Consider the following 21,103-nt stretch of genomic DNA (forward strand, 5'->3'; position numbering starts at 1 on the left):
CCGACATGTGGAGAGGAGCCCTGACAAACGGTGAGCACCAAGCCGACCACCACAGAGCTCGAGTGGACCGAACTGGACCAGCGGGCCGTCGACACCGCCCGCATCCTGGCCGCCGACGCGGTACAGAAGGTCGGGAACGGCCACCCCGGTACGGCGATGAGCCTGGCCCCCGCCGCGTACACGCTTTTCCAGAAGGTCATGCGGCACGACCCCGCCGACCCCGAGTGGGTCGGCCGTGACCGCTTCGTGCTCTCCGCAGGGCACTCGTCCCTGACCCTCTACACCCAGCTCTACCTGGCCGGTTTCGGCCTGGAGCTGGCCGACCTGGAGGCGTTCCGCACCTGGGGCTCCAAGACCCCCGGTCACCCGGAGTACGGACACACCAAGGGCGTCGAGACGACCACCGGCCCGCTGGGCCAGGGCGTCGCCAACGCGGTGGGCATGGCCATGGCCGCCCGCTACGAGCGCGGTCTGTTCGACCCGGAGGCGGCCCCGGGCACCTCCCCGTTCGACCACATGATCTACGCGATCGCCGGCGACGGCTGCCTCCAGGAGGGCATCTCGCACGAGGCGTCCTCGCTGGCCGGCCACCAGAAGCTCGGCAACCTCGTGCTGCTGTGGGACGACAACCACATCTCCATCGAGGGCGACACGGAGACGGCCGTCTCCGAGGACACCCTCGCGCGCTACGAGGCCTACGGCTGGCACGTCCAGCGCGTCGCCCCGCAGGAGAGCGGCGACCTGGACCCGAAGGCGCTGTTCGACGCACTGGAGGCCGCCAAGGCCGAGACGGAGCGTCCGTCCTTCATCGCCATGCGCTCGATCATCGCCTGGCCCGCCCCGCACGCCCAGAACACCGAGGCCGCCCACGGCTCGGCGCTGGGCGCCGACGAGGTCGCGGCCACCAAGCGCGTCCTGGGCTTCGACCCGGAGAAGAGCTTCGACGTCGCCGACGAGGTCCTCGCCCACACGCGCGAGGCGCTCGACCGGGGCCGCGAGGTCAAGGCCGCGTGGGAGAAGGACTTCTCCGCCTGGCGCACCTCCAACCCGGAGCGCGCGGCCGAGTTCGACCGCATCAACGCCAACGAGCTGCCCGCCGGCTGGGAGGAGAAGCTCCCCGTCTTCGAGGCCGGCAAGGGCGTCGCCACCCGCGCCGCGTCCGGCAAGGTCCTGGAGGCCCTCGGCGCGGTCATCCCGGAGCTGTGGGGCGGCTCGGCCGACCTGGCCGGCTCCAACAACACCACCATCGACAAGAACTCCTCGTTCCTGCCGGTGGGCAACCCGCTCCCGGGCGCCCAGCCGTACGGCCGCACCATCCACTTCGGCATTCGCGAGCACGCCATGGCCGCGGCCATGAACGGCATCGCGCTGCACGGCCACACCCGCGTCTACGGCGGCACGTTCCTCACGTTCTCCGACTACATGCGCAACGCGGTCCGCCTCTCCGCGCTGATGCACGTGCCGGTCACCTACGTGTGGACGCACGACTCCATCGGCCTCGGCGAGGACGGCCCGACGCACCAGCCGGTCGAGCACGTCGCCTCGCTGCGCGCCATCCCGGGCCTGAACGTGGTCCGCCCGGCGGACGCGAACGAGACCGTCATCGCCTGGCGCGAGATCCTCCGTCGCCACACCAAGGTGTTCGGCAAGGGTGCCCCGCACGGTCTGGCGCTGACCCGCCAGGGCGTGCCCACCTACGAGCTGAACGAGAACGCCGCCAAGGGCGGGTACGTCCTCCTCGAAGCCGAGGGCGGCGAGCCGCAGGTGATCCTCATCGGCACCGGCTCCGAGGTCCAGCTCGCCGTCGGCGCCCGCGAGGCGCTCCAGGCCGAGGGCATCCCGACGCGCGTGGTCTCGATGCCGTCCGTCGAGTGGTTCGAGGAGCAGGACCAGGCGTACAAGGACAGCGTCCTGCCGCCCGCCGTCAAGGCGCGCGTCGCCGTCGAGGCCGGCATCGGTCTGACCTGGCACCGCTACGTCGGCGACGCCGGCCGGATCGTGTCGCTGGAGCACTTCGGCGCCTCCGCCGACGGCGCCCTGCTGTTCCGCGAGTTCGGTCTGACGGCCGAGGCCGTCACCGCCGCCGCCAAGGAATCCCTCACCGCCGCCGCGCGCTGACACCGGTACACGAACAGTAGGAGATGCAATTCCCATGACAGACGCACTCAAGCGCCTCTCCGACGAGGGCGTGGCGATCTGGCTGGACGACCTGTCCCGCAAGCGCATCACGTCCGGCAACCTCGCCGAGCTCATCGACCAGCAGCACGTGGTCGGTGTCACCACCAACCCGTCGATCTTCCAGAAGGCGATCAGCAGCGGCGACGGTTACGAGCAGCAGCTCGCCGACCTCGCGGCCCGCAAGGTCACCGTCGAAGAGGCGATCCGCATGATCACGACGGCGGACGTCCGCGACGCCGCCGACATCCTGCGCCCCGTGTTCGACGCGACGGAGGGCCAGGACGGCCGGGTCTCGATCGAGGTCGACCCCCGTCTCGCCCACAACACCAGGGCGACCGTCGCCGAGGCCAAGCAGCTCGCCTGGCTGGTGGACCGCCCGAACACGCTCATCAAGATCCCGGCGACCAGGGCCGGCCTGCCGGCGATCACCGAGGTCATCGGTCGGGGCATCAGCGTCAACGTCACGCTGATCTTCTCGCTGGAGCGCTACCGCGAGGTCATGGAGGCCTACCTGGCGGGTCTGGAGAAGGCCAAGGCCGCGGGCCTGGACCTTGCCAAGATCCACTCGGTCGCCTCGTTCTTCGTGTCCCGCGTGGACACCGAGATCGACAAGCGCCTCGACGGCCTCGGCACCGACGAGGCGAAGGCCCTGAAGGGCAAGGCGGCCCTCGCCAACGCCCGTTTGGCCTACGAGGCCTTCGAGGAGGTCTTCGCCGGTGAGCGCTGGGCCGCCCTGGACAAGGCGCACGCGAACAAGCAGCGTCCGCTGTGGGCCTCGACCGGCGTCAAGGACCCGGCCTACAAGGACACCCTGTACGTGGTGGACCTGGTCGCCCCCGGCACCGTGAACACCATGCCGGAAGCCACCATGGAGGCCACCGCCGACCACGGCGAGGTCACCGGCGACACCATCCGCGGCACCTACGAGCAGTCGCGCGCCGAGCTCGACGCGATCGCGAAGCTGGGCATCTCGTACGACGATGTCGTTCAGTTGCTGGAAGACGAGGGCGTCGAGAAGTTCGCGGTGTCCTGGAACGACCTGCTGAAGTCGACCGAGGCGGAACTCGTGCGCCTTGCCCCCACGGAGGCCTGAACACTTTGTCTGTGAACGGAGCGAACCCGCTTCGTGACGCACAGGACCGGCGGCTCCCGCGCATCGCGGGGCCGTCCGGCCTGGTCATTTTCGGCGTTACGGGTGACCTGTCGCGCAAGAAGCTGATGCCTGCCGTCTACGACCTCGCCAACCGCGGCCTGCTCCCGCCGGGCTTCTCGCTCATCGGGTTCGCCCGACGCGAGTGGCAGGACGAGGACTTCGCCCAGGAGGTGCACGACGCGGTCAAGGAGCACTCGCGCACCCCCTTCCGTGAGGAGGTGTGGCAGCAGCTCGTCCAGGGCTGCCGCTTCGTCCAGGGCGACTTCGACGACGACGCGGCCTTCGAGACGCTGAAGGCCACGATCGAGGAACTCGACAAGGCCCAGGGCACCGGCGGAAACTTCGCCTTCTACCTCTCGGTCCCGCCGAAGTTCTTCCCCAAGGTGGTCCAGCAGCTCAAGGACCACGGTCTGGCGCAGAAGGAGGGCTCCTGGCGGCGCGCCGTCATCGAGAAGCCCTTCGGCCACGACCTGAAGAGCGCGGAAGAGCTCAACAAGGTCGTCCACGAGGTCTTCCCCCGTGACGAGGTCTTCCGGATCGACCACTACCTCGGCAAGGAGACCGTCCAGAACATCCTGGCGCTCCGCTTCGCCAACACCATGTTCGAGCCGATCTGGAACCGGTCGTACGTCGACCACGTGCAGATCACCATGGCGGAGGACATCGGCATCGGCGGCCGGGCCGGTTACTACGACGGCATCGGCGCCGCCCGCGACGTCATCCAGAACCACCTGCTCCAACTGCTCGCGCTCACCGCGATGGAGGAGCCCGGCTCCTTCCACCCGAAGGCGCTGGTGGCGGAGAAGCTCAAGGTGCTGACCGCCGTGGAGCTGCCCGAGGACCTGGGCAAGCACACCGTGCGCGGCCAGTACTCGGCGGCCTGGCAGGGCGGCGAGAAGGTCGTCGGGTACCTCGAAGAGGACGGCATCGACCCCAAGTCGAAGACCGACACCTACGCGGCCATCCGTCTGGAGATCAACAACCGTCGCTGGGCGGGCGTCCCGTTCTACCTGCGGACCGGCAAGCGCCTGGGCCGTCGGGTGACCGAGATCGCGGTGGTCTTCAAGCGGGCCCCGTACCTCCCGTTCGAGTCGGGCGCGACCGAGGAGCTGGGACAGAACGCCCTGGTCATCCGGGTTCAGCCGGACGAGGGCGTGACGGTCCGCTTCGGCTCCAAGGTGCCCGGCACCTCCATGGAGGTCCGGGACGTCACGATGGACTTCGCCTACGGCGAGTCCTTCACGGAGTCCAGCCCCGAGGCGTACGAGCGGCTGATCCTGGATGTCCTGCTGGGTGACGCGAACCTCTTCCCGCGTCACCAGGAGGTCGAGCTCTCCTGGAACATCCTCGACCCGATCGAGCAGTACTGGGACAAGCACGGCAAGCCCGCGCAGTACCCGGCGGGCACCTGGGGACCGGTCGAGGCGGACGAGATGCTCGCACGAGACGGACGGAGCTGGCGCCGGCCATGAAGATCGACCTTACGGAGACCACCTCCAGCAAGATCAACGCCGCGTTGGTGCAGGCGCGCCGGGACATCGGCACGCCGGCCATCGGCATGGTCCTCACGCTGGTGATCGTGACCGACGAGGAGAACGCGTACGACGCGCTCAAGTCGGCGAACGACGCGTCCCACGAGCACCCCTCGCGGATCATCGTCGTGGTCAAGCGGATCAGCCGCTCGCCGCGCAGTCGCCGCGACGCCCGTCTCGACGCGGAAGTCCGTGTCGGGGCGGACGCCGGCTCCGGCGAGACGGTCGTGCTCCGCATGCACGGAGAACTGGTCAACCACGCCCAGTCGGTGGTTCTCCCGCTCCTGCTGCCCGACGCCCCCGTGGTGGTCTGGTGGCCGGAGGGCGCTCCCGCGAACCTGGCGGGCGACCCGCTGGGCTCGCTGGGACAGCGCCGGATCACGGACACGTACGCCTCTGAGAGCCCGATCGCCGCACTCGGCAGCCGGGCCAAGGCGTACGCGCCGGGTGACACGGACCTGTCCTGGACCCGGATCACCCCGTGGCGTTCGATGCTGGCCGCGGCGCTCGACCAGCAGAGTCGCGTCTCCGTCGTCTCGGCCATCGTCGAGGGCGAGGACGACAACCCGAGCTGCGAGCTGCTGGCCATGTGGCTGGCGGACCGCCTGGGCGTACCGGTCAAGCGCACCCACTCCTCCGGCCCCGGCCTCACGGCCGTACGGCTGGAGACCACGGACGGCGTGATCGTCCTGGACCGGGCGGACGGGGCCCTGGCGACGCTGTGCATGCCGGGTCAGCCCGACCGCGCGGTGGCGCTCAAGCGCCGTGACACGGCCGAGCTGCTGGCGGAGGAACTGCGCCGGCTGGACCCGGACAACACGTACGAGGCCTCGCTGAAGTTCGGCGTGGACCGGCTGGACGCGAAGAAGGCGGCCCCGGCCGGCAAGTCCGAGGCTTCCGCCGGCGAGGCGGAGGACCCCGCGGCCAAGGCCGAGGCGCCCGCGAAGCCGGCGGCCAAGGCCCCGGCCAAGAAGGCACCGGCCAAGAAGTGACGCACCACGGCCGCCGGTCGGACGCCCGCGAGGGGGTCCGACCGGCGGCCGAGCCATTTCCCCGCAGCAACGAGCAAGAAGGCGGCACGCACATGGGTATGACGACTCCCCAGGTCGTCGTCCACCGGGACAAGGAGCTGATGGCCCAGGCCGCGGCGGCCCGGCTCATCACGAAGATCGTGGACGCGCAGGCGGCCCGCGGCAGCGCCTCCGTGGTGCTGACCGGCGGCCGCAACGGCAACGGTCTGCTCGCGGCGCTGGCGGCCGCTCCGGCCCGGGACGCGATCGACTGGTCGCGTCTGGACCTGTGGTGGGGCGACGAGCGGTACGTCCCCGCCGACGACCCCGAGCGCAATCACGTCCAGGCCCGCGAGGCGCTCCTGGACGCCGTGCCGGTCGATCCGGCGCGCGTCCACGTCATGCCGGCCTCGGACGGCCCGTACGGGGCGGACGTCGACGCCGCAGCGGCGGCGTACGCGGCGGAACTCGCGCGGGCGGCGGGTCCGGAGGACCACGGCCCGGTCCCCCGCTTCGACGTGCTGATGCTGGGCGTCGGCCCCGACACCCACGTGGCCTCGCTGTTCCCGGAGCACCCGGCGTCCCGCGAGACCGAGCGCACCGTGGTCGGTGTGCACGGCGCCCCGAAGCCGCCGCCGACCCGGGTCTCGCTGACCCTCCCGGCGATCCGGGCGGCCCGCGAGGTCTGGCTGCTGGCGGCGGGCGAGGACAAGGCGGGCGCGGTGGCGCTCGCGCTCGGCGGCGCGGGCGACGTCCAGGCCCCGGCGGCGGCGGCCTACGGTCGCAGCCGCACCCTGTGGCTCCTGGACCGCGCGGCGGCGGCCAAGCTGCCGTCGGACATGTACCCGCCGGCCTCGGCCTGACCGCACGCGCCCGAACGGCGGGGGTGGGGGGGGGGGGGCCCCCCCCCCCCCCCCCCCCCGCCCCCCCCCCCCGGGGCCCCCCCCCCCCCCCGCCCCCGGGGGGGGGGGGGGGGGGGGCCCGCCCCCCCCCACCCCCGCCCCGGGTCAGGACCGGCCGCGCAGCGAGCGGTACGTCGCGACGAGGGCCCGCGTCGAGGGGTCGAAGCCCTCCACGTCCGCGCCTTCGGTCAGCGCCGGTTCCACCCGCTTGGCGAGCACCTTGCCGAGCTCGACTCCCCACTGGTCGAAGGAGTCGATGTTCCACACCGCGCCCTGTACGAACACCTTGTGCTCGTACAGGGCGATCAGCTGCCCCAGCACCCCGGGCGTCAACTCGGTCGCGAGGATCGTCGTCGTGGGGTGGTTGCCCGCGAACGTCTTGTGGGCGACCAGTGCCTCGTCGACGCCCTCCGCCCGCACCTCCTCGGCGGTCTTGCCGAAGGCCAGGGCCTGCGTCTGCGCGAAGAAGTTCGCCATCAGCAGGTCGTGTTGGGCCTTCAGCGGCGCGGAGAGTTCCGCCACCGGTCGGGCGAACCCGATGAAGTCCGCCGGGATCAGCTTCGTCCCCTGGTGGATCAACTGGTAGTACGCGTGCTGCCCGTTCGTGCCGGGCGTGCCCCACACCACCGGTCCGGTCTGCCAGTCCACCGGGTTGCCGTCCCGGTCCACCGACTTGCCGTTGGACTCCATGTCCAACTGCTGGAGGTAGGCCGTGAACCGCGACAGGTAGTGGCTGTACGGCAGCACCGCGTGCGACTGGGCGTCGAAGAACCCGCCGTACCAGACCCCCAACAGGCCCATCAGCAGCGGCGCGTTCTCCTCCGGCGGGGCGGTCCGGAAGTGCCGGTCCATGGCCGCGAAGCCGTCCAGCATCTCCCGGAAGGCGTCCGGACCGATCGCGATCATCAGCGAGAGGCCGATCGCGGAGTCGAAGGAGTAGCGCCCGCCGACCCAGTCCCAGAACTCGAACATGTTGGCCGGGTCGATGCCGAACCCGGTGACCTTCTCGGCGTTGGTGGACAGCGCCACGAAGTGCCGTGCCACGGCGCTCTGGTCACCGCCCAGCCCCGCGAGCAGCCATTCCCGCGCCGAGGTGGCGTTGGTGATGGTCTCGATCGTGGTGAAGGTCTTCGACGCGATGATGAACAGCGTCTCCGCCGGGTCGAAGTCCCGTACGGCCTCGTGCAGGTCGGCGCCGTCCACGTTGGAGACGAAACGCAGCGTCAGGCCGCGGTCGGCGAAGGCGCGCAGCGCCTCGTACGCCATCGCCGGGCCCAGGTCGGAGCCGCCGATGCCGATGTTGACGACGTTCTTGATGCGCTTGCCGGTGAAGCCGGTCCACTTCCCCGACCTGACCTGCTCGGAGAAGGCGGCCATCTTGTCGAGGACGGCGTGCACGTCGGGGACGACGTTCTCGCCGTCCACCTCGATCACCGCGTCCCTCGGGGCGCGCAGGGCGGTGTGCAGGACCGCCCGGTCCTCGGTCGTGTTGATCTTCTCGCCGCGGAACATCGCGTCGCGCAGCTCGGCCACGCCGGTCGCCGACGCCAGTTCGCGGAGCAACGCGAGCGTCTCGTCCGTCACGAGGTGCTTCGAGTAGTCGATGTGCAGGTCGCCGACCCGCAGGGTGTAGCCGGTGCCCCGGCTCGGATCCGCCGCGAACAGTTCCCGCAGATGCGTCTGCCCCAGCTCTTCCCGGTGCTTGCCGAGTGCGAGCCACTCGGGTGTCCGGTTCAGCCTCGTACGGGTGTCTGCGTTCATCTCGGACATCAACCCACTTCTTCCGTCCTGTCGTGCCCCGCCACGCCCCAACCTAAGGGATGTGAAGGGGGCCAACGCACACAAAGGGGCCCGGCCCGCGGGTTCGTGTCTTCCGCGGGGCCGGGCCCCAAGTCACTCTTGAGTGCGAACCGGCCGGAGGCCGAGGTTCGGACGTGTCAGATCTCGCCGCGGAGCTTGGCGAGGGCTTCGGCGAGGATCGCCTCGCCGTCGGCGTCGGTGCGCCGCTCCCGCACGTACGCCAGGTGCGTCTTGTACGGTTCGGTGCGCGGCGGAGCCGGCGGGTTGTCCCGGTCCTGGCCGGCCGGGAACCCGCAGCGCGGGCAGTCCCAGGTGTCCGGCACCTGCGCGTCGCTGGCGAAGCTGGGCTGTGTCTCGTGCCCGTTCGAGCACCAGAAGGAGATGCGCAGACGGGGCGCTGACTCACCGCGCTCGGCCTCGCCCATCGGCCCCGCTCCGACCCGACTGCCACGGATCGCGTTGCCACTTGCCACGGTCGTAACTCCCTGCGTGATGGTGCCGCGGAGTGCGAGGGGAGGTCCGCTGCCGCGGGCGCCCGAGTCTACGGAAGACCGGGCGACCGTCCAGGAACTGGAAGGACCGCCCCCGCAAAGGCCCATGATAGGCCGGGGAGGACCCGCCGGACCGCCGGAATGGCCGGAACGGTCAGCTGGTCGACTTCATCATCAGGCCGAGCGCCACGATGCAGGCGAACCAGAGCAGACCGATCACGACGGTGATCCGGTCCAGGTTGCGCTCGGCGACTGAGGAACCGCCGACCGACGACTGCATGCCGCCGCCGAACATGTCGGAAAGGCCGCCGCCCTTGCCCTTGTGCATCAGCACGAGCAGCATCAGCAGGGCGCTGAAGACGATCAGGGCGATCGAGAACCCCATAATCACGGCTGATTCCTACTTTCTGGCTTTTCCGGGATGTGCGCGGGGGCCAGTGGCTGGTGGTTCAGCCTCCTGGCCCCCGCAAGGGTACGACGGATCCGCCCTACCGCATACTCGCTGCGATGGTCACACCGGTCACTGGTCGCGGAACCGGACGATCTTGACGAACTCGTCCACGTCCAGCGCGGCGCCGCCGATGAGCGCGCCGTCGACGTCGGGCTGCGCCATGATCGCGGCGATGTTCCCGGACTTCACCGAGCCGCCGTACTGGATGCGGACCTTGTCGGCCAGCTCCTGGGAGTACAGCTCGGCGAGGCGGCCGCGGATCGCCCCGCAGACCTCCTGCGCGTCCTCGGGGGTGGCGACCTCACCGGTGCCGATCGCCCAGACGGGCTCGTACGCGATGACGATGGACTCGACCTGCTCGGCCGGTACGTCCTTCAGTCCGCCGTCGACCTGGGCCAGCGTGTGCGGGACCTGCTCGCCGGCCTTGCGGACGTCGAGGCCCTCGCCGACGCAGAGGATCGGCGTGATCCCGTGCTTGAAGGCGGCCTTGACCTTGGCGTTGCAGATCTCGTCGTTCTCGCCGTGGTACTGGCGGCGCTCGCTGTGGCCGACGGCCACGAACGCGCACTTCAGCTTCGACAGCATGGGGCCGGAGATCTCGCCGGTGTAGGCACCGGAGTCGTGCGCCGAGATGTCCTGGGCGCCGTACTTGATCTTCAGCTTGTCGCCGTCGACCAGGGTCTGGACCGAACGCAGGTCGACGAAGGGCGGCAGCACCGCGACCTCGACGGCGTCGTAGTCCTTGTCGGCCAGGGCGAACGCGAGCTTCTGGACGTGCGCGATGGCCTCGAGGTGGTTGAGGTTCATCTTCCAGTTGCCCGCCATCAGCGGGGTACGCGAAGTCACTTTGGTTCAGACCTCCAGTGCGGCGATGCCGGGGAGCGTCTTGCCCTCGAGGTATTCGAGGGAGGCGCCGCCACCGGTCGAGATGTGGCCGAAAGCGTTCTCGTCGAAGCCGAGCGTGCGCACGGCGGCGGCGGAGTCCCCGCCGCCGACCACGGTGAACGCGTCGCTGTCGACGAGGGCCTGCGCGATCGCGCGGGTGCCGCCGGCGTAGTCGGGGTGCTCGAAGACGCCCACGGGACCGTTCCAGAAGACGGTCTCCGCGTCGGCGATCTTCGACGCGTACAGCTCGCGGGTCTTGGGACCGATGTCCAGACCCTCCTTGTCGGCGGGGATCTTGTCCGCGGCGACGGTGATGAACTCCGCGGGGGTCTTGCCCTTGAGGTCGGGGAAGTCCGTGGAGGCGAGGATGTCGACGGGGAGGACCAGTTCCACGCCGTTGGCCTCGGCGCGCTCCATGTACTCCTTGACGACGTCCACCTGGTCCTTCTGGAGCAGGGAGATGCCGACCTCGTAGCCCTTGGCGTAGAGGAAGGTGTAGGCCATGCCGCCGCCGATGAGGAGGCGGTCGGCCTTGCCGAGCAGCTCGTCGATGACGGCGAGCTTGTCGGAGACCTTGGCGCCGCCGAGGATGACCACGTACGGGCGCTTGACCTCGGCGGTCAGCTTCTTCAGGACGTCGATCTCGGTGGCGATGAGGTAGCCGACCGCGTGCGGCAGGCGCGCGGGGAGGTCGAAGACCGAGGCGTGCTTGCGGTGCACGGCGCCGAAGCCGTCGCCGACGTAGACGTCGGCGAGCTCGGCGAGCTCGTCCGCGAAGGCGCCGCGCTCGGCGTCGTCCTTCGAGGTCTCGCCGGCGTTGAAGCGCAGGTTCTCGATGAGGGCGACCTCGCCGTCGGCGAGCGCCGCGACGGTCTCCTTGGCGGAGGCGCCGACGGTGTCCGTGGCGAACGCGACGTTCTTGCCGAGCAGTTCGCCGAGGCGGACCGCGGCCGGGGCCAGCGAGAAGGCCGGGTCCGGGGCGCCCTTGGGGCGGCCCAGGTGCGAGGCCACGACCACGCGGGCGCCGGCTTCGGCGAGCTTCGCGATGGTCGGCTGGACGGCGCGGATGCGGCCGTCGTCGGTGATCTTGCCTTCGGCCAGCGGCACGTTGAGGTCGGCCCGGACGAAGACCCGCTTGCCGGAGACGCCCTCGGCGAGAAGTTCGTCGATCGTCTTCATGTGTCTTTCTGCTCCTTTTCCCCACGCAGGGCCTTGTGCCCGTGCGGGGCGAGAGGGACGAGGCAAGCCACAGGGCCCGCACAGCGCTTCATCGCGCTGCCCGAGCCCTGTGCCTACATCGTGGTGCCTTGCCCTGAAACCTTGGTGACCTTTAGAGCCGCTCGCCGACGAACACGGTCAGGTCGACGAGGCGGTTGGAGTAGCCCCACTCGTTGTCGTACCAGCCGATGACCTTGACCTGCTTGCCCTGGACCATGGTCAGGGAGGAGTCGAAGGTGCAGGAGTACGGCCAGTTCACGATGTCGGAGGAGACGATCGCGTCCTCGGTGTAGTCCAGGATGCCCTTGAGCTGACCCTCGGAGGCCTTCTGGAACGCGGCGTTGACCTCGTCCTTGGTGACCTCGCGCTCCAGCTCGATGACCAGGTCGGTCACGGAACCGGTGGGGACCGGGACGCGCATCGCGATGCCGTCGAGCTTGCCCGCCAGCTCCGGGATGACCAGCGCGGTGGCCTTGGCGGCACCGGTGGTGGTCGGGATGATGTTCTCGGCGGCGGCGCGGGCGCGACGCAGGTCCGAGTGCGGGAAGTCCAGGATGCGCTGGTCGTTCGTGTACGCGTGGACCGTCGTCATCATGCCCTTGACGATGCCGAAGTTCTCCAGGAGGACCTTGGCCATCGGCGCCACACAGTTGGTGGTGCAGGAGGCGTTGGAGATGACGTGGTGGTTGGCCGCGTCGTACTTGTCCTGGTTGACGCCCATCACGATCGTGATGTCCTCGTCCTTGGCCGGAGCCGAGATGAGGACCTTCTTCGCGCCGGCCGCGATGTGCTTGGCGGCGTCGGCCTTCTTCGTGAAGATGCCGGTCGACTCGATGACGATGTCGGCACCCAGCTCGCCCCAGGGGAGGTTCGCGGGGTCGCGCTCGGCGAAGGTCTTGAAGGTGTTGCCGCCCACCGTGATGGTGTCGGCGGTGTGGGAGACCTCGTGCTTGAGGCGGCCCAGGATGGTGTCGTACTTGAGCAGGTGCACCAGGGTGGCATTGTCAGTCAGGTCGTTGACACCGACGATCTCGATGTCCGCTCCCTGCTCCAGGAGCGCACGGAAGTAGTTGCGGCCAATTCGGCCAAAACCGTTGATGCCTACGCGGATCGTCACGAACCGATCTCCTCGTTGGTGCGCCGGCCTGTCCGCCGGCGAGCTGTATGGGATGTCCCCGACCGCTTACGACCCTACCTCTCCGTGAGCTTCGGAGTGACATCGGCCGGGGACTGACACACCCTTGTCCGCCAGGGAGGTCCTGCGCCACAAGCGCCGGCGCGGGACCTCCGGGACCTTGGCCCCCGTCACTCAAAGTGAGCGACGGGAGGGGTGCGGCTCAGTGGTTCAGTGAACGGAGCGCCTTACCGACGAGTACGGCTCGGTCCTTCGCGGTCGGCAGGTGTTCCAGGCCGAAACCGACCAGTACGGTGTCACGCGTAGTCACCGCCGCGTAGGACTTGAACAGCTCCCCGGACCGGGACCAATCGCCCGGAACGTCGGGACTTCCGGCAGGTGCGGGCCCGGCGCTCCAGGCGCCCAGCGAGGTCTCGAAGCCCTCGACGGCCTGGTCGGCTCCGGCCACGTTCAACCGTGCCTCGTCCGCGAAGACGCCGCGGCCGCCCGAACCCGGGTCGGTGACGTACGACAGCGAGACCTCGACGGTCTTGCCGGCGTACGCGCTCAGGTCGAAGGAGACCTGCTTCCAGCCGCCGGAGGATCCGGTGAAGCTGTTCCACGCGCCGCTGGTGCCCTGCGGGGCGCAGCCGCCGCCGTCGAGCGTCAGGTAGTGGCGCAGGAACGGGTGGCCGTTCAGCAGGAACCCGCCCTCGCACTCGGTCGGGACCGCGGTGCTGGTCAGACCGTTCGCCTCGGGCAGGGTCGTCCAGTCGTCCCCGCCGGCCGTGCGGGCCTCGAGGGCGGCGTGGTCGTAGCCCTCCTCGGTGTTCCAGTTCAGTGCCATGCGCAGGGCCGGCTTGTCGGCGGCGGAGACCTTGGTGAGGTCCACGGTCCGGGTCAGCCGCTTCCAGTCGTCGTCCGTGTGCAGGGCCGAGGCCATGCCGACGCCGGCGTGGGGGGCGTACGGGTTGACGACCCCGGCGTACTGGCCCGCCTGGACGCTCTTGAACCGCGGGAACTGTGCGGCCGGCAGGGTGTCCGAGGTGACGGTGTAGGAGCCGGGCGCGTTCAGCGGGTTGCCCGCCGCGTCCCCGAGGCCGCCCGCGGCCCCGGCGAGGCCGCCGGCCCCGGTGAAGCCGGTGGGGGCGCTCACGCCGGCCCGGCCGTAGGCACCGAGCCAGTACTGGCTGAAGTCGTTGGTGACGGCGGGGCCGACCTGGGCGTTGCCGCCGGCCAGTTCGCCGGCCTCGATCAGCTTGCCGCCCTCGTTGAGGAAGTCGCGGATCGCCAGTTGGGTGTCACCGCCGGGGCTCTTGGCTCCCGTGTAGTGGACGGCCGTGCGGAAGTGCGAGAGGACTCCGAGGGGGTGCGGGGCGCCCTGGACGGCGACGTCCCAGACGGCGGCGGAGCGTCCGTTGGCGCGCAGCGCGTCGACGTACGTCCGCGCGTGCTGTGCCGGGGCGCCCTCCTCGGCGATCACCAGGACGTCCGCCCGGGGCCGCTCGGCCACGGTGTACGTGAAGTGCTCGCTGGAGACCCGCTTGCCGGAGCGGTCGCGGCCGGTGAACCAGACCTCGACCTTGTCGCCGGCTCTGGCGCCGTCGACCTTCGCCCGGTACTCGTCGAACCAGTTGTTGTCCTCGCCGCCGTAGGTCTCGCCGCCCTTCCAGGCCTTGAGGTCCTCGTCGTGGGTGCGACCGCCGTTGACGCGGAAGTTGAGTTCCTTGTCCTTGAGCGCCTTGCGGGCGGTGACGGCGACCGTCTGGTCCTCGCCGCGGGCCGCGTAGGAGGTGGTGAACGGGTCCACGGTGAAGTCGGCGGCCTTCAGGCCGACGGAGGACGCCGGCTGGTCGGGGCGCGCGGCGCTCTCGCCGACGGCGAGCGCGAAGGGGACGTTCTTGGCGAACTCGGCCTGGATCAGCTTCTCGTCGTCCGGGAAGTTGAATCCGGAGGCGCAGTCCTCGGGCTTCCACGGGTCGTTCGGGTCGCTCGCGGAGGCCGTCTGGCAGGTGGTCATCTCCGGCGTGAACATCATGATGCCGTTGGCGTTGGCGGCGTGTCCGTCGGCCTCGCCGTTCGTGGTGTACAGCTCGGAGGAGAGCTGCGGGTGGTAGCCGGGGACGGCCGGGTTCTCGGGGGTCCCGGCGAGCGCCTTGTACGCGACGTCGTCGGGGGTCGGGGTGGCCACCTGCCAGCCGACCCCGTAGAGGATCAGTTCGGACGCGGAGTGGTAGTTGATGGCGTACTGGAAGCCGATGCGCTTCTCGAACCGGTCGAGCGCCGCGGTCTCGGGCTCGGAGCCGGCCTTGGGGCCGCGGTAGGTCTCGCTCGCCTGGCTCGGCGAGGAACCCTCGTTGTCGTAGCCCCACTTGTAGGCGAAGTTGCGGTTGAGGTCGACGCCGTCGCCGGCCGTGATCTTTCCGTCGGCGTTGTTGTCGCGCAGGTTCTTGCGCCACAGGCGGGCGGAGTCGGCGGTGAACGTGTGGTCGTAGCCGTCCGGGTTGGCGGACAGCAGGAACCACAGTTCGGTGGAGTCGACCAGCCTGGTGATCCGGGCGTCCTTGCCGTAGCCGTCGAGGGTCTGGTGCATCAGCCGCCGGGTCATCTCGGGGGTGATCCACTCGCGGGCGTGCTGGTTCGACATGTACAGGACGGCGGGCTTGTCGCCGTCCTTGGTCTTCTTGGCGTTCTTGGTGACCTTGAGGGCGAGGATGTCCTTGCCCTGGACGGTCTTGCCGATGGAGACGACCTTGGTGAGCGCCGGGTTCTCCCGCGCGGTGCGCAGGATCTCCTCCTGGAGGCCGCCCTTGCCGCTGTACGGGCGGAACACCCCGTCGCCGGCGGCCTTCGCGCGGGCCGTCGCGCCGGCGGCGGTCCTGCGCTCGACCGGCTTCACGCCGCGCGCCGCGAGTTCCTTCGCCTGGCCGGCGGTCAGGAACAGCTCGACCTTGGCGGTCCCGTGCTCGGGGGCCCGTTCGGTCAGCTCGTGGGCGTCCTGGCCGGCGGCGAGGACCAGCGGTACCTGTTCGCGGGTGATGTCCGCGTCGTAGACCCGCACCTCGTCGGAGGCGGCGGATCCGTCCTCCGCGGTGGGCTGCGCCTGGGCCGCGACGGGTAGTGCGGCCAGTGTGGTTCCGAAGACGAGTGCGCTTGCGGCGAGGATCGATCTCGCGCGGTGCCTCATGTGCCCCCCTGGGCGTCGTCTGCCACGAAAGCGTTCGGACGACAGGCTCACGACCGCCCATGCGCATGTCAATGGGGCGTACCGAAAGGTGCCCGCACGATTCACTCGTGCGGGCACCCGGGGACCACGGTGGGTCTCGCGTCGTCGCGCGGGTCAGCCGGCCATGTTGTCGGCCAGTTCCTCACTGAGGTCGAGGTTCGACTCGGTGCCCGGGATGCCCAGGTCCTGGGCACGCTTGTCGGCCATCGCCAGCAGGCGACGGATCCGGCCGGCGACGGCGTCCTTGGTCAGCGGCGGGTCGGCGAGCGCGCCCAGCTCCTCCAGGGAGGCCTGCTTGTGCTCCATGCGCAGCCGGCCGGCGGCCGCGAGGTGCTCGGGGACCTCCTCGCCGAGGATCTCCAGCGCGCGCTGCACCCGGGCTCCGGCGGCCACCGCGGCGCGGGCGGAGCGGCGCAGGTTGGCGTCGTCGAAGTTGGCCAGGCGGTTGGCGGTGGCGCGGACCTCGCGGCGCATCCGCCGCTCCTCCCAGGCCAGTACCGAGTCGTGCGCGCCCAGTCGGGTGAGCAGGGCACCGATCGCGTCGCCGTCGCGGACGACGACCCGGTCGACACCGCGGACCTCGCGCGCCTTGGCGGCGATGGAGAGCCTGCGGGCGGCGCCCACCAGGGCCAGGGCGGCCTCCGGACCGGGGCAGGTGACCTCCAGGGAGGACGACCGACCCGGCTCGGTGAGGGAGCCGTGGGCCAGGAAGGCACCGCGCCAGGCCGCCTCCGCATCGCAGGTGGCCCCGGAGACCACCTGGGGCGGGAGGCCCCGGATGGGGCGCCCCCGGCCGTCCACGAGGCCCGTCTGGCGTGCCAGCTGGTCTCCGCCGGCGACGACGCGCACCACGAAGCGGCTGCCGCGGCGCAGTCCGCCGGGAGCCATCACGACGAGGTCCGAGGAATGGCCGAAGATCTCCAGGATGTCCTTGCGCAGTCTCCGGGCGGCGACCCCCGTGTCCAGCTCCGCCTCGATGACGATGCGGCCGCTCACCAGGTGCAGGCCACCGGCGAACCGGAGGATCGCCGAGACCTCGGCCTTCCTGCAGCAGGTCCGGGTGACGGGCAGGCGAGAGATCTCGTCCTTCACCGCAGGCGTCATCGCCATGGGCCGATCCTTCCATGCATCCGAAAAATACGGTCGTACGCGGCGGCCAGCAGCTCCGGGTCGTGCTTCGGAGAGCCGTCCTGCCTGGCAACCGGCGCCAGCTCGACCGCGGCACCGAACCGTTTCGCGGCATCGGAGAGGGACTCGCGGTCGGGCACGGCGGCCTCGTCGGCCAGCACCACGTCCAGGGCGAGTTTAGGGGCGTGTCGGGCCAAAACCTCCAAATGACGCTGCGGAGAGAAGCCCTCTGTTTCCCCGGGTTGCGGCGCGAGGTTCAGCGAGAGGACCCTCCGGGCCTTCGTCTCGATGAGCGCGTCGAGCAGTTCGGGCACCAGCAGGTGCGGGATCACGGAGGAGAACCACGACCCCGGTCCGAGCACCACCCAGTCGGCGTCGAGCACGGCCGCGACGGCCTCCGGCACGGCCGGCGGGTCGCCGGGCACGACCTGCACGGAGAGCACCTCGCCCGGGGTGAGGGCCACGGTGGCCTGCCCGCGGACGGTGTCCACGTCGTCCGGGCGGGCCGGATCGTGCCCCTTGACCAGTGCCTGGAGTTCCAGGGGCACCGCCGACATCGGCAGTACCCGACCCTGGGCGCCCAGCAGCTTGCCGACCAGGTCGAGTGCCTGGACGGGGTCGCCGAGCTGTTCCCACAGGGCGACGATCAGCAGGTTGCCGACGGCGTGCTCGTGCAGGTCGCCGCGGGACTGGAACCGGTGCTGGATGACGCGGGCCCAGGTCTGGCCCCATTCGTCGTCGCCGCACAGCGCGGCCAGCGCCTTGCGCAGGTCGCCGGGCGGCAGCACGCCGAGCTCCTCCCGGAGCCGGCCGCTGGAGCCGCCGTCGTCGGCGACGGTGACCACGGCGGTGAGGTCACCGGTGATCCGTCGCAGGGCGGCGAGGGAGGCCGACAGGCCCTGGCCGCCGCCCAGCGCGACCACCTTCGGCGTGGCGCCGCGGCGCCGGCCCGCGCCGTCCTCGCCCCGCCCGGGGGTGAGACGGCGCAGGCGGCGCAGTCTCAGACTCCGTCCGGTCACTCGCGCCCCATGTCCCGGTGCACTACGACGGTCTCGACTCCCTCGGAGGCGAGGCGGGCGGCGAGCTTCTCGGACATGGCCACGCTGCGGTGCTTGCCGCCCGTGCAGCCGACCGCGATGGTCACGTAGCGCTTGCCCTCGCGGCGGTAGCCGGTGGCGATGAGCTGGAGCAGCTCGGTGTACCGGTCGAGGAACTCCTTGGCGCCGGGCTGGCTGAAGACGTACCCCGACACCTCCTCGTTGAGCCCGGTGAAGGGGCGCAGTTCCGGGACCCAGTGCGGGTTGGGGATGAATCGGCAGTCGACGACGAGGTCGGCGTCGACGGGGAGGCCGTACTTGTAGCCGAAGGACATGACGGTGGCCCGCAGCTCGGGCTCCTCGTCGCCCGCGAACTGGGCGTCCATCTTGGCGCGCAGTTCGTGCACGTTCAGGCTGGAGGTGTCGATGACCAGGTCGGCGTCGCCGCGCAGCTCGCGCAGCAGGTCGCGCTCGGCGGCGATGCCGTCGGTGATGCGGCCGTCGCCCTGGAGGGGGTGGGGGCGGCGGACCGACTCGAAGCGGCGGACCAGCGCGTCGTCGGAGGACTCCAGGAAGACGATGCGCCGGGTGACGCCCTTGCCTTCGAGGTCGGCGAGGGACTCGCGCAGCGCGTCGAAGAACTGCCGGCCGCGGACGTCGACGACGACGGCGATGCGCGCCACGTTGCCCTGGGAGCGGGCGCCGAGCTCCACCATGGTGGGGATGAGCGCCGGGGGGAGGTTGTCGACGACGAACCAGCCGAGGTCCTCCAGGCACTTCGCCGCGGTGCTGCGGCCGGCTCCGGACATCCCGGAGATGATCACCAGCTCGGGGATGGCCGCCTCGGCGGCCTCGCCGGGCTCCACTGTCGTGCCCGTACTCACCTGTGCTCCGTCTCGGTCGTGCGTGGTCTCGTGCTCGGTCATTGCTCGGTCCCCCGTTCGGACGATGCTCCCGCGGGCGCGGGGGTCTCGTCTTCCATGATCTCTCCTGTCGCCGTGTTGACGGCAGGACCGGCGGGAACCGCGTGGGCGAGGGCCGCGGCCACGGTCTCGGCCGTCTTGCGACCTATGCCCGGGACCTCGCAGATCTGGTCGATTGTCGCCTGTCTCAGCTTCTTCACCGAACCGAAGTGCTTGACGAGGGCCTGTTTGCGGCTCTCGCCGAGTCCGGGCACGTCGTCCAACGGGCTCGATTTCAGACGCTTGCCGCGCTTGCTGCGCTGGTACTGGATGGCGAACCGGTGGGCTTCGTCACGGACCCGCTGGAGCAGGTACAGGCCCTCGCTGGTGCGGGGCAGCACGACGGGGTCGTCCTCGCCGGGCAGCCACACCTCCTCCAGCCGCTTGGCCAGGCCGCACACGGCCACGTCGTCGACGCCCAGCTCCTCCAGGGCCCGCTTGGCGGCGGCGACCTGCGGCTGCCCGCCGTCGACCACCACGAGCTGCGGCGGGTAGGCGAACCGCTTCGGCCTGCCGTCGTCCTCGGGGACCTCGCCGTCCTGGGCGTCCTCGGGGGACCACTCCCCCGTCTTCAGCTTCTCCTGGAGGTAGCGGCGGAAGCGCCGCGAGACCACCTCGTGCATGGAACGGACGTCGTCCTGTCCCTCGAACGATTTGATCTGGAACCGCCGGTACTCGCTCTTGCGCGCGAGCCCGTCCTCGAAGACCACCATCGAGGCCACGACGTCGTCACCCTGGAGGTGCGAGATGTCGAAGCACTCGATGCGCAGCGGAGCACCGTCCAGGTCCAGCGCCTCGGCGATCTCCTCCAGGGCCCGGGAGCGGGTGGTCAGGTCGCCGGCGCGCTTGGTCTTGTGCAGGGCGAGGGACTGCACGGCGTTGCGGTGGACGGTCTCCATGAGGGCCTTCTTGTCCCCGCGCTGCGGGATGCGCAGGCTCACCTGGGAGCCGCGTCGCTCGGCCAGCCACTCGGTCAGCGCCGCGGTGTCCTCGGGCAGCGCCGGGACCAGCACCTCCTTGGGGACGGCCTCGCCCTTCTCCTCCCCGTAGAGCTGCTGGAGGGCGTGCTCGACGAGGCCGGCGGTGTCGACGGCCTCGACCTTGTCGGTGACCCAGCCGCGCTGGCCGCGGACCCGGCCACCGCGTACGTGGAAGATCTGCACGGCGGCTTCGAGCTCGTCCTCCGCGACTGCGACGAGGTCGGCGTCGGTGGCGTCGGCGAGCACGACGGCGTTCTTCTCCATGGCGCGGCGCAGGGCCCCCATGTCGTCGCGCAGTCGGGCGGCCTTCTCGTACTCCATGTCCTCGGCGGCCTCGTGCATCTGCTGTTCGAGGCGGGTGAGGTGGGTGCCGGTACGGCCGGCCATGAAGTCGCAGAAGTCCTCGGCCAGTTCGCGGTGCTCGTCGGGGGTGACCCGGCCCACGCAGGGTGCGGAGCACTTGCCGATGTAGCCGAGCAGGCAGGGTCGGCCGATCTGCGCGGATCGCTTGAACACCCCGGCGGAGCAGGTGCGCACGGGGAAGACGCGCAGCATCAGGTCGACGGTCTCGCGGATGGCCCAGGCGTGCCCGTACGGGCCGAAGTAGCGCACGCCCTTCTTCTTGGGCCCGCGCATGACCTGGACCCGGGGGTACTCCTCGTTCATGGTGACGGCGAGGGAGGGGTAGCTCTTGTCGTCCCGGTACTTCACGTTGAACCGGGGGTCGTACTCCTTGATCCAGGAGTACTCGAGCTGGAGCGCCTCGACCTCGGTGGACACCACGGTCCACTCGACGGAGGCGGCGGTCGTGACCATCGTGGCGGTCCGCGGGTGCAGGTTCGCGACGTCCTGGAAGTAGCTGGCCAGGCGTTGCCGCAGGCTCTTGGCCTTCCCGACGTAGATCACCCGGTGGTGCTCGTCGCGGAACTTGTAGACCCCCGGGGAGTCGGGGATCTGCCCCGGCTTGGGGCGGTAGCTGGAAGGGTCGGCCATGCCAACCACCCTACTGGCGACGGCCGACAACGGGCCCCCGGCA

At 70.5% G+C, this 21,103-nt stretch carries 16 protein-coding genes; 5 read left to right on the forward strand and 11 right to left on the reverse strand.

Annotated features, from left to right (window positions below):
* Nucleotides 1–30 precede the first annotated feature (30 nt).
* From tkt to pgl, 5 genes are all read left to right on the forward strand, one after another.
* Nucleotides 31–2,118 carry a transketolase gene (gene tkt / locus ACFYW3_RS31270; RefSeq protein WP_351759465.1) on the forward strand — a complete coding sequence of 696 codons (2,088 nt, stop codon included), beginning with the start codon at nt 31–33 and terminating at the stop codon, nt 2,116–2,118.
* Between the two features lie 34 nt (nt 2,119–2,152).
* Nucleotides 2,153–3,271, forward strand: a complete 1,119-nt coding sequence (tal, locus tag ACFYW3_RS31275) for a transaldolase (RefSeq protein ID WP_351759467.1) — start codon at nt 2,153–2,155, stop codon at nt 3,269–3,271.
* Nucleotides 3,272–3,276: 5 nt separating this feature from the next.
* Entirely contained in the window at nt 3,277–4,803 is a 1,527-nt protein-coding gene (zwf, locus tag ACFYW3_RS31280; protein WP_371591348.1) for a glucose-6-phosphate dehydrogenase, read from the forward strand.
* Nucleotides 4,800–5,855 carry a glucose-6-phosphate dehydrogenase assembly protein OpcA gene (gene opcA / locus ACFYW3_RS31285; RefSeq protein ID WP_351759469.1) on the forward strand — a complete coding sequence of 352 codons (1,056 nt, stop codon included), beginning with the start codon at nt 4,800–4,802 and terminating at the stop codon, nt 5,853–5,855. Before zwf ends, opcA begins: the two co-directional genes overlap by 4 nt.
* Before the next feature lie 98 nt (nt 5,856–5,953).
* Nucleotides 5,954–6,736 carry a 6-phosphogluconolactonase gene (gene pgl / locus ACFYW3_RS31290; RefSeq protein WP_266950931.1) on the forward strand — a complete coding sequence of 261 codons (783 nt, stop codon included), beginning with the start codon at nt 5,954–5,956 and terminating at the stop codon, nt 6,734–6,736.
* A gap of 144 nt (nt 6,737–6,880) precedes the next feature.
* Here pgl and pgi read toward each other — a convergent pair whose 3' ends face one another.
* From pgi to uvrC, 11 genes are all read right to left on the reverse strand, one after another.
* A complete protein-coding gene (gene pgi / locus ACFYW3_RS31295; RefSeq protein WP_351759489.1) occupies nt 6,881–8,536 on the reverse strand; it encodes a glucose-6-phosphate isomerase in 1,656 nt (551 codons plus the stop codon).
* A 176-nt stretch (nt 8,537–8,712) separates the two neighbouring features.
* Nucleotides 8,713–9,048: an RNA polymerase-binding protein RbpA gene (locus tag ACFYW3_RS31300; protein ID WP_007263454.1), complete on the reverse strand. Its 336-nt coding sequence runs from the start codon at nt 9,046–9,048 to the stop codon at nt 8,713–8,715.
* Nucleotides 9,049–9,220: 172 nt separating this feature from the next.
* Entirely contained in the window at nt 9,221–9,451 is a 231-nt protein-coding gene (gene secG / locus ACFYW3_RS31305) for a preprotein translocase subunit SecG (protein WP_351759472.1), read from the reverse strand.
* A 135-nt stretch (nt 9,452–9,586) separates the two neighbouring features.
* Nucleotides 9,587–10,363 (reverse strand): triose-phosphate isomerase, encoded by a 777-nt coding sequence (gene tpiA / locus ACFYW3_RS31310; RefSeq protein WP_053681606.1) that lies wholly within the window; start codon nt 10,361–10,363, stop codon nt 9,587–9,589.
* 6 nt (nt 10,364–10,369) lie between these two features.
* Complete coding sequence (locus ACFYW3_RS31315; RefSeq protein WP_389388003.1) at nt 10,370–11,581, reverse strand: phosphoglycerate kinase; 1,212 nt, start codon at nt 11,579–11,581, stop codon at nt 10,370–10,372.
* A gap of 151 nt (nt 11,582–11,732) precedes the next feature.
* Nucleotides 11,733–12,737 (reverse strand): type I glyceraldehyde-3-phosphate dehydrogenase, encoded by a 1,005-nt coding sequence (gap, locus tag ACFYW3_RS31320; protein ID WP_351759479.1) that lies wholly within the window; start codon nt 12,735–12,737, stop codon nt 11,733–11,735.
* Between the two features lie 220 nt (nt 12,738–12,957).
* Nucleotides 12,958–15,921, reverse strand: a complete 2,964-nt coding sequence (locus tag ACFYW3_RS31325) for a M14 family zinc carboxypeptidase (protein WP_389388004.1) — start codon at nt 15,919–15,921, stop codon at nt 12,958–12,960.
* Between the two features lie 153 nt (nt 15,922–16,074).
* Nucleotides 16,075–17,070, reverse strand: coding sequence for a DNA-binding protein WhiA (gene whiA, locus ACFYW3_RS31330; protein ID WP_053681599.1), 996 nt, complete (start codon nt 17,068–17,070; stop codon nt 16,075–16,077).
* Complete coding sequence (gene yvcK / locus ACFYW3_RS31335) at nt 17,061–18,107, reverse strand: uridine diphosphate-N-acetylglucosamine-binding protein YvcK (protein WP_053681597.1); 1,047 nt, start codon at nt 18,105–18,107, stop codon at nt 17,061–17,063. The genes whiA and yvcK overlap by 10 nt, the downstream gene beginning before the upstream one ends.
* Nucleotides 18,104–19,051 (reverse strand): RNase adapter RapZ, encoded by a 948-nt coding sequence (rapZ, locus tag ACFYW3_RS31340; RefSeq protein WP_053681595.1) that lies wholly within the window; start codon nt 19,049–19,051, stop codon nt 18,104–18,106. Before rapZ ends, yvcK begins: the two co-directional genes overlap by 4 nt.
* Complete coding sequence (uvrC, locus tag ACFYW3_RS31345) at nt 19,048–21,060, reverse strand: excinuclease ABC subunit UvrC (protein ID WP_389388005.1); 2,013 nt, start codon at nt 21,058–21,060, stop codon at nt 19,048–19,050. The genes rapZ and uvrC overlap by 4 nt, the downstream gene beginning before the upstream one ends.
* Between the last annotated feature and the right edge of the window lie 43 nt (nt 21,061–21,103).

The organism is Streptomyces sp. NPDC002602 (assembly GCF_042889445.1).
Classification (GTDB): domain Bacteria; phylum Actinomycetota; class Actinomycetes; order Streptomycetales; family Streptomycetaceae; genus Streptomyces.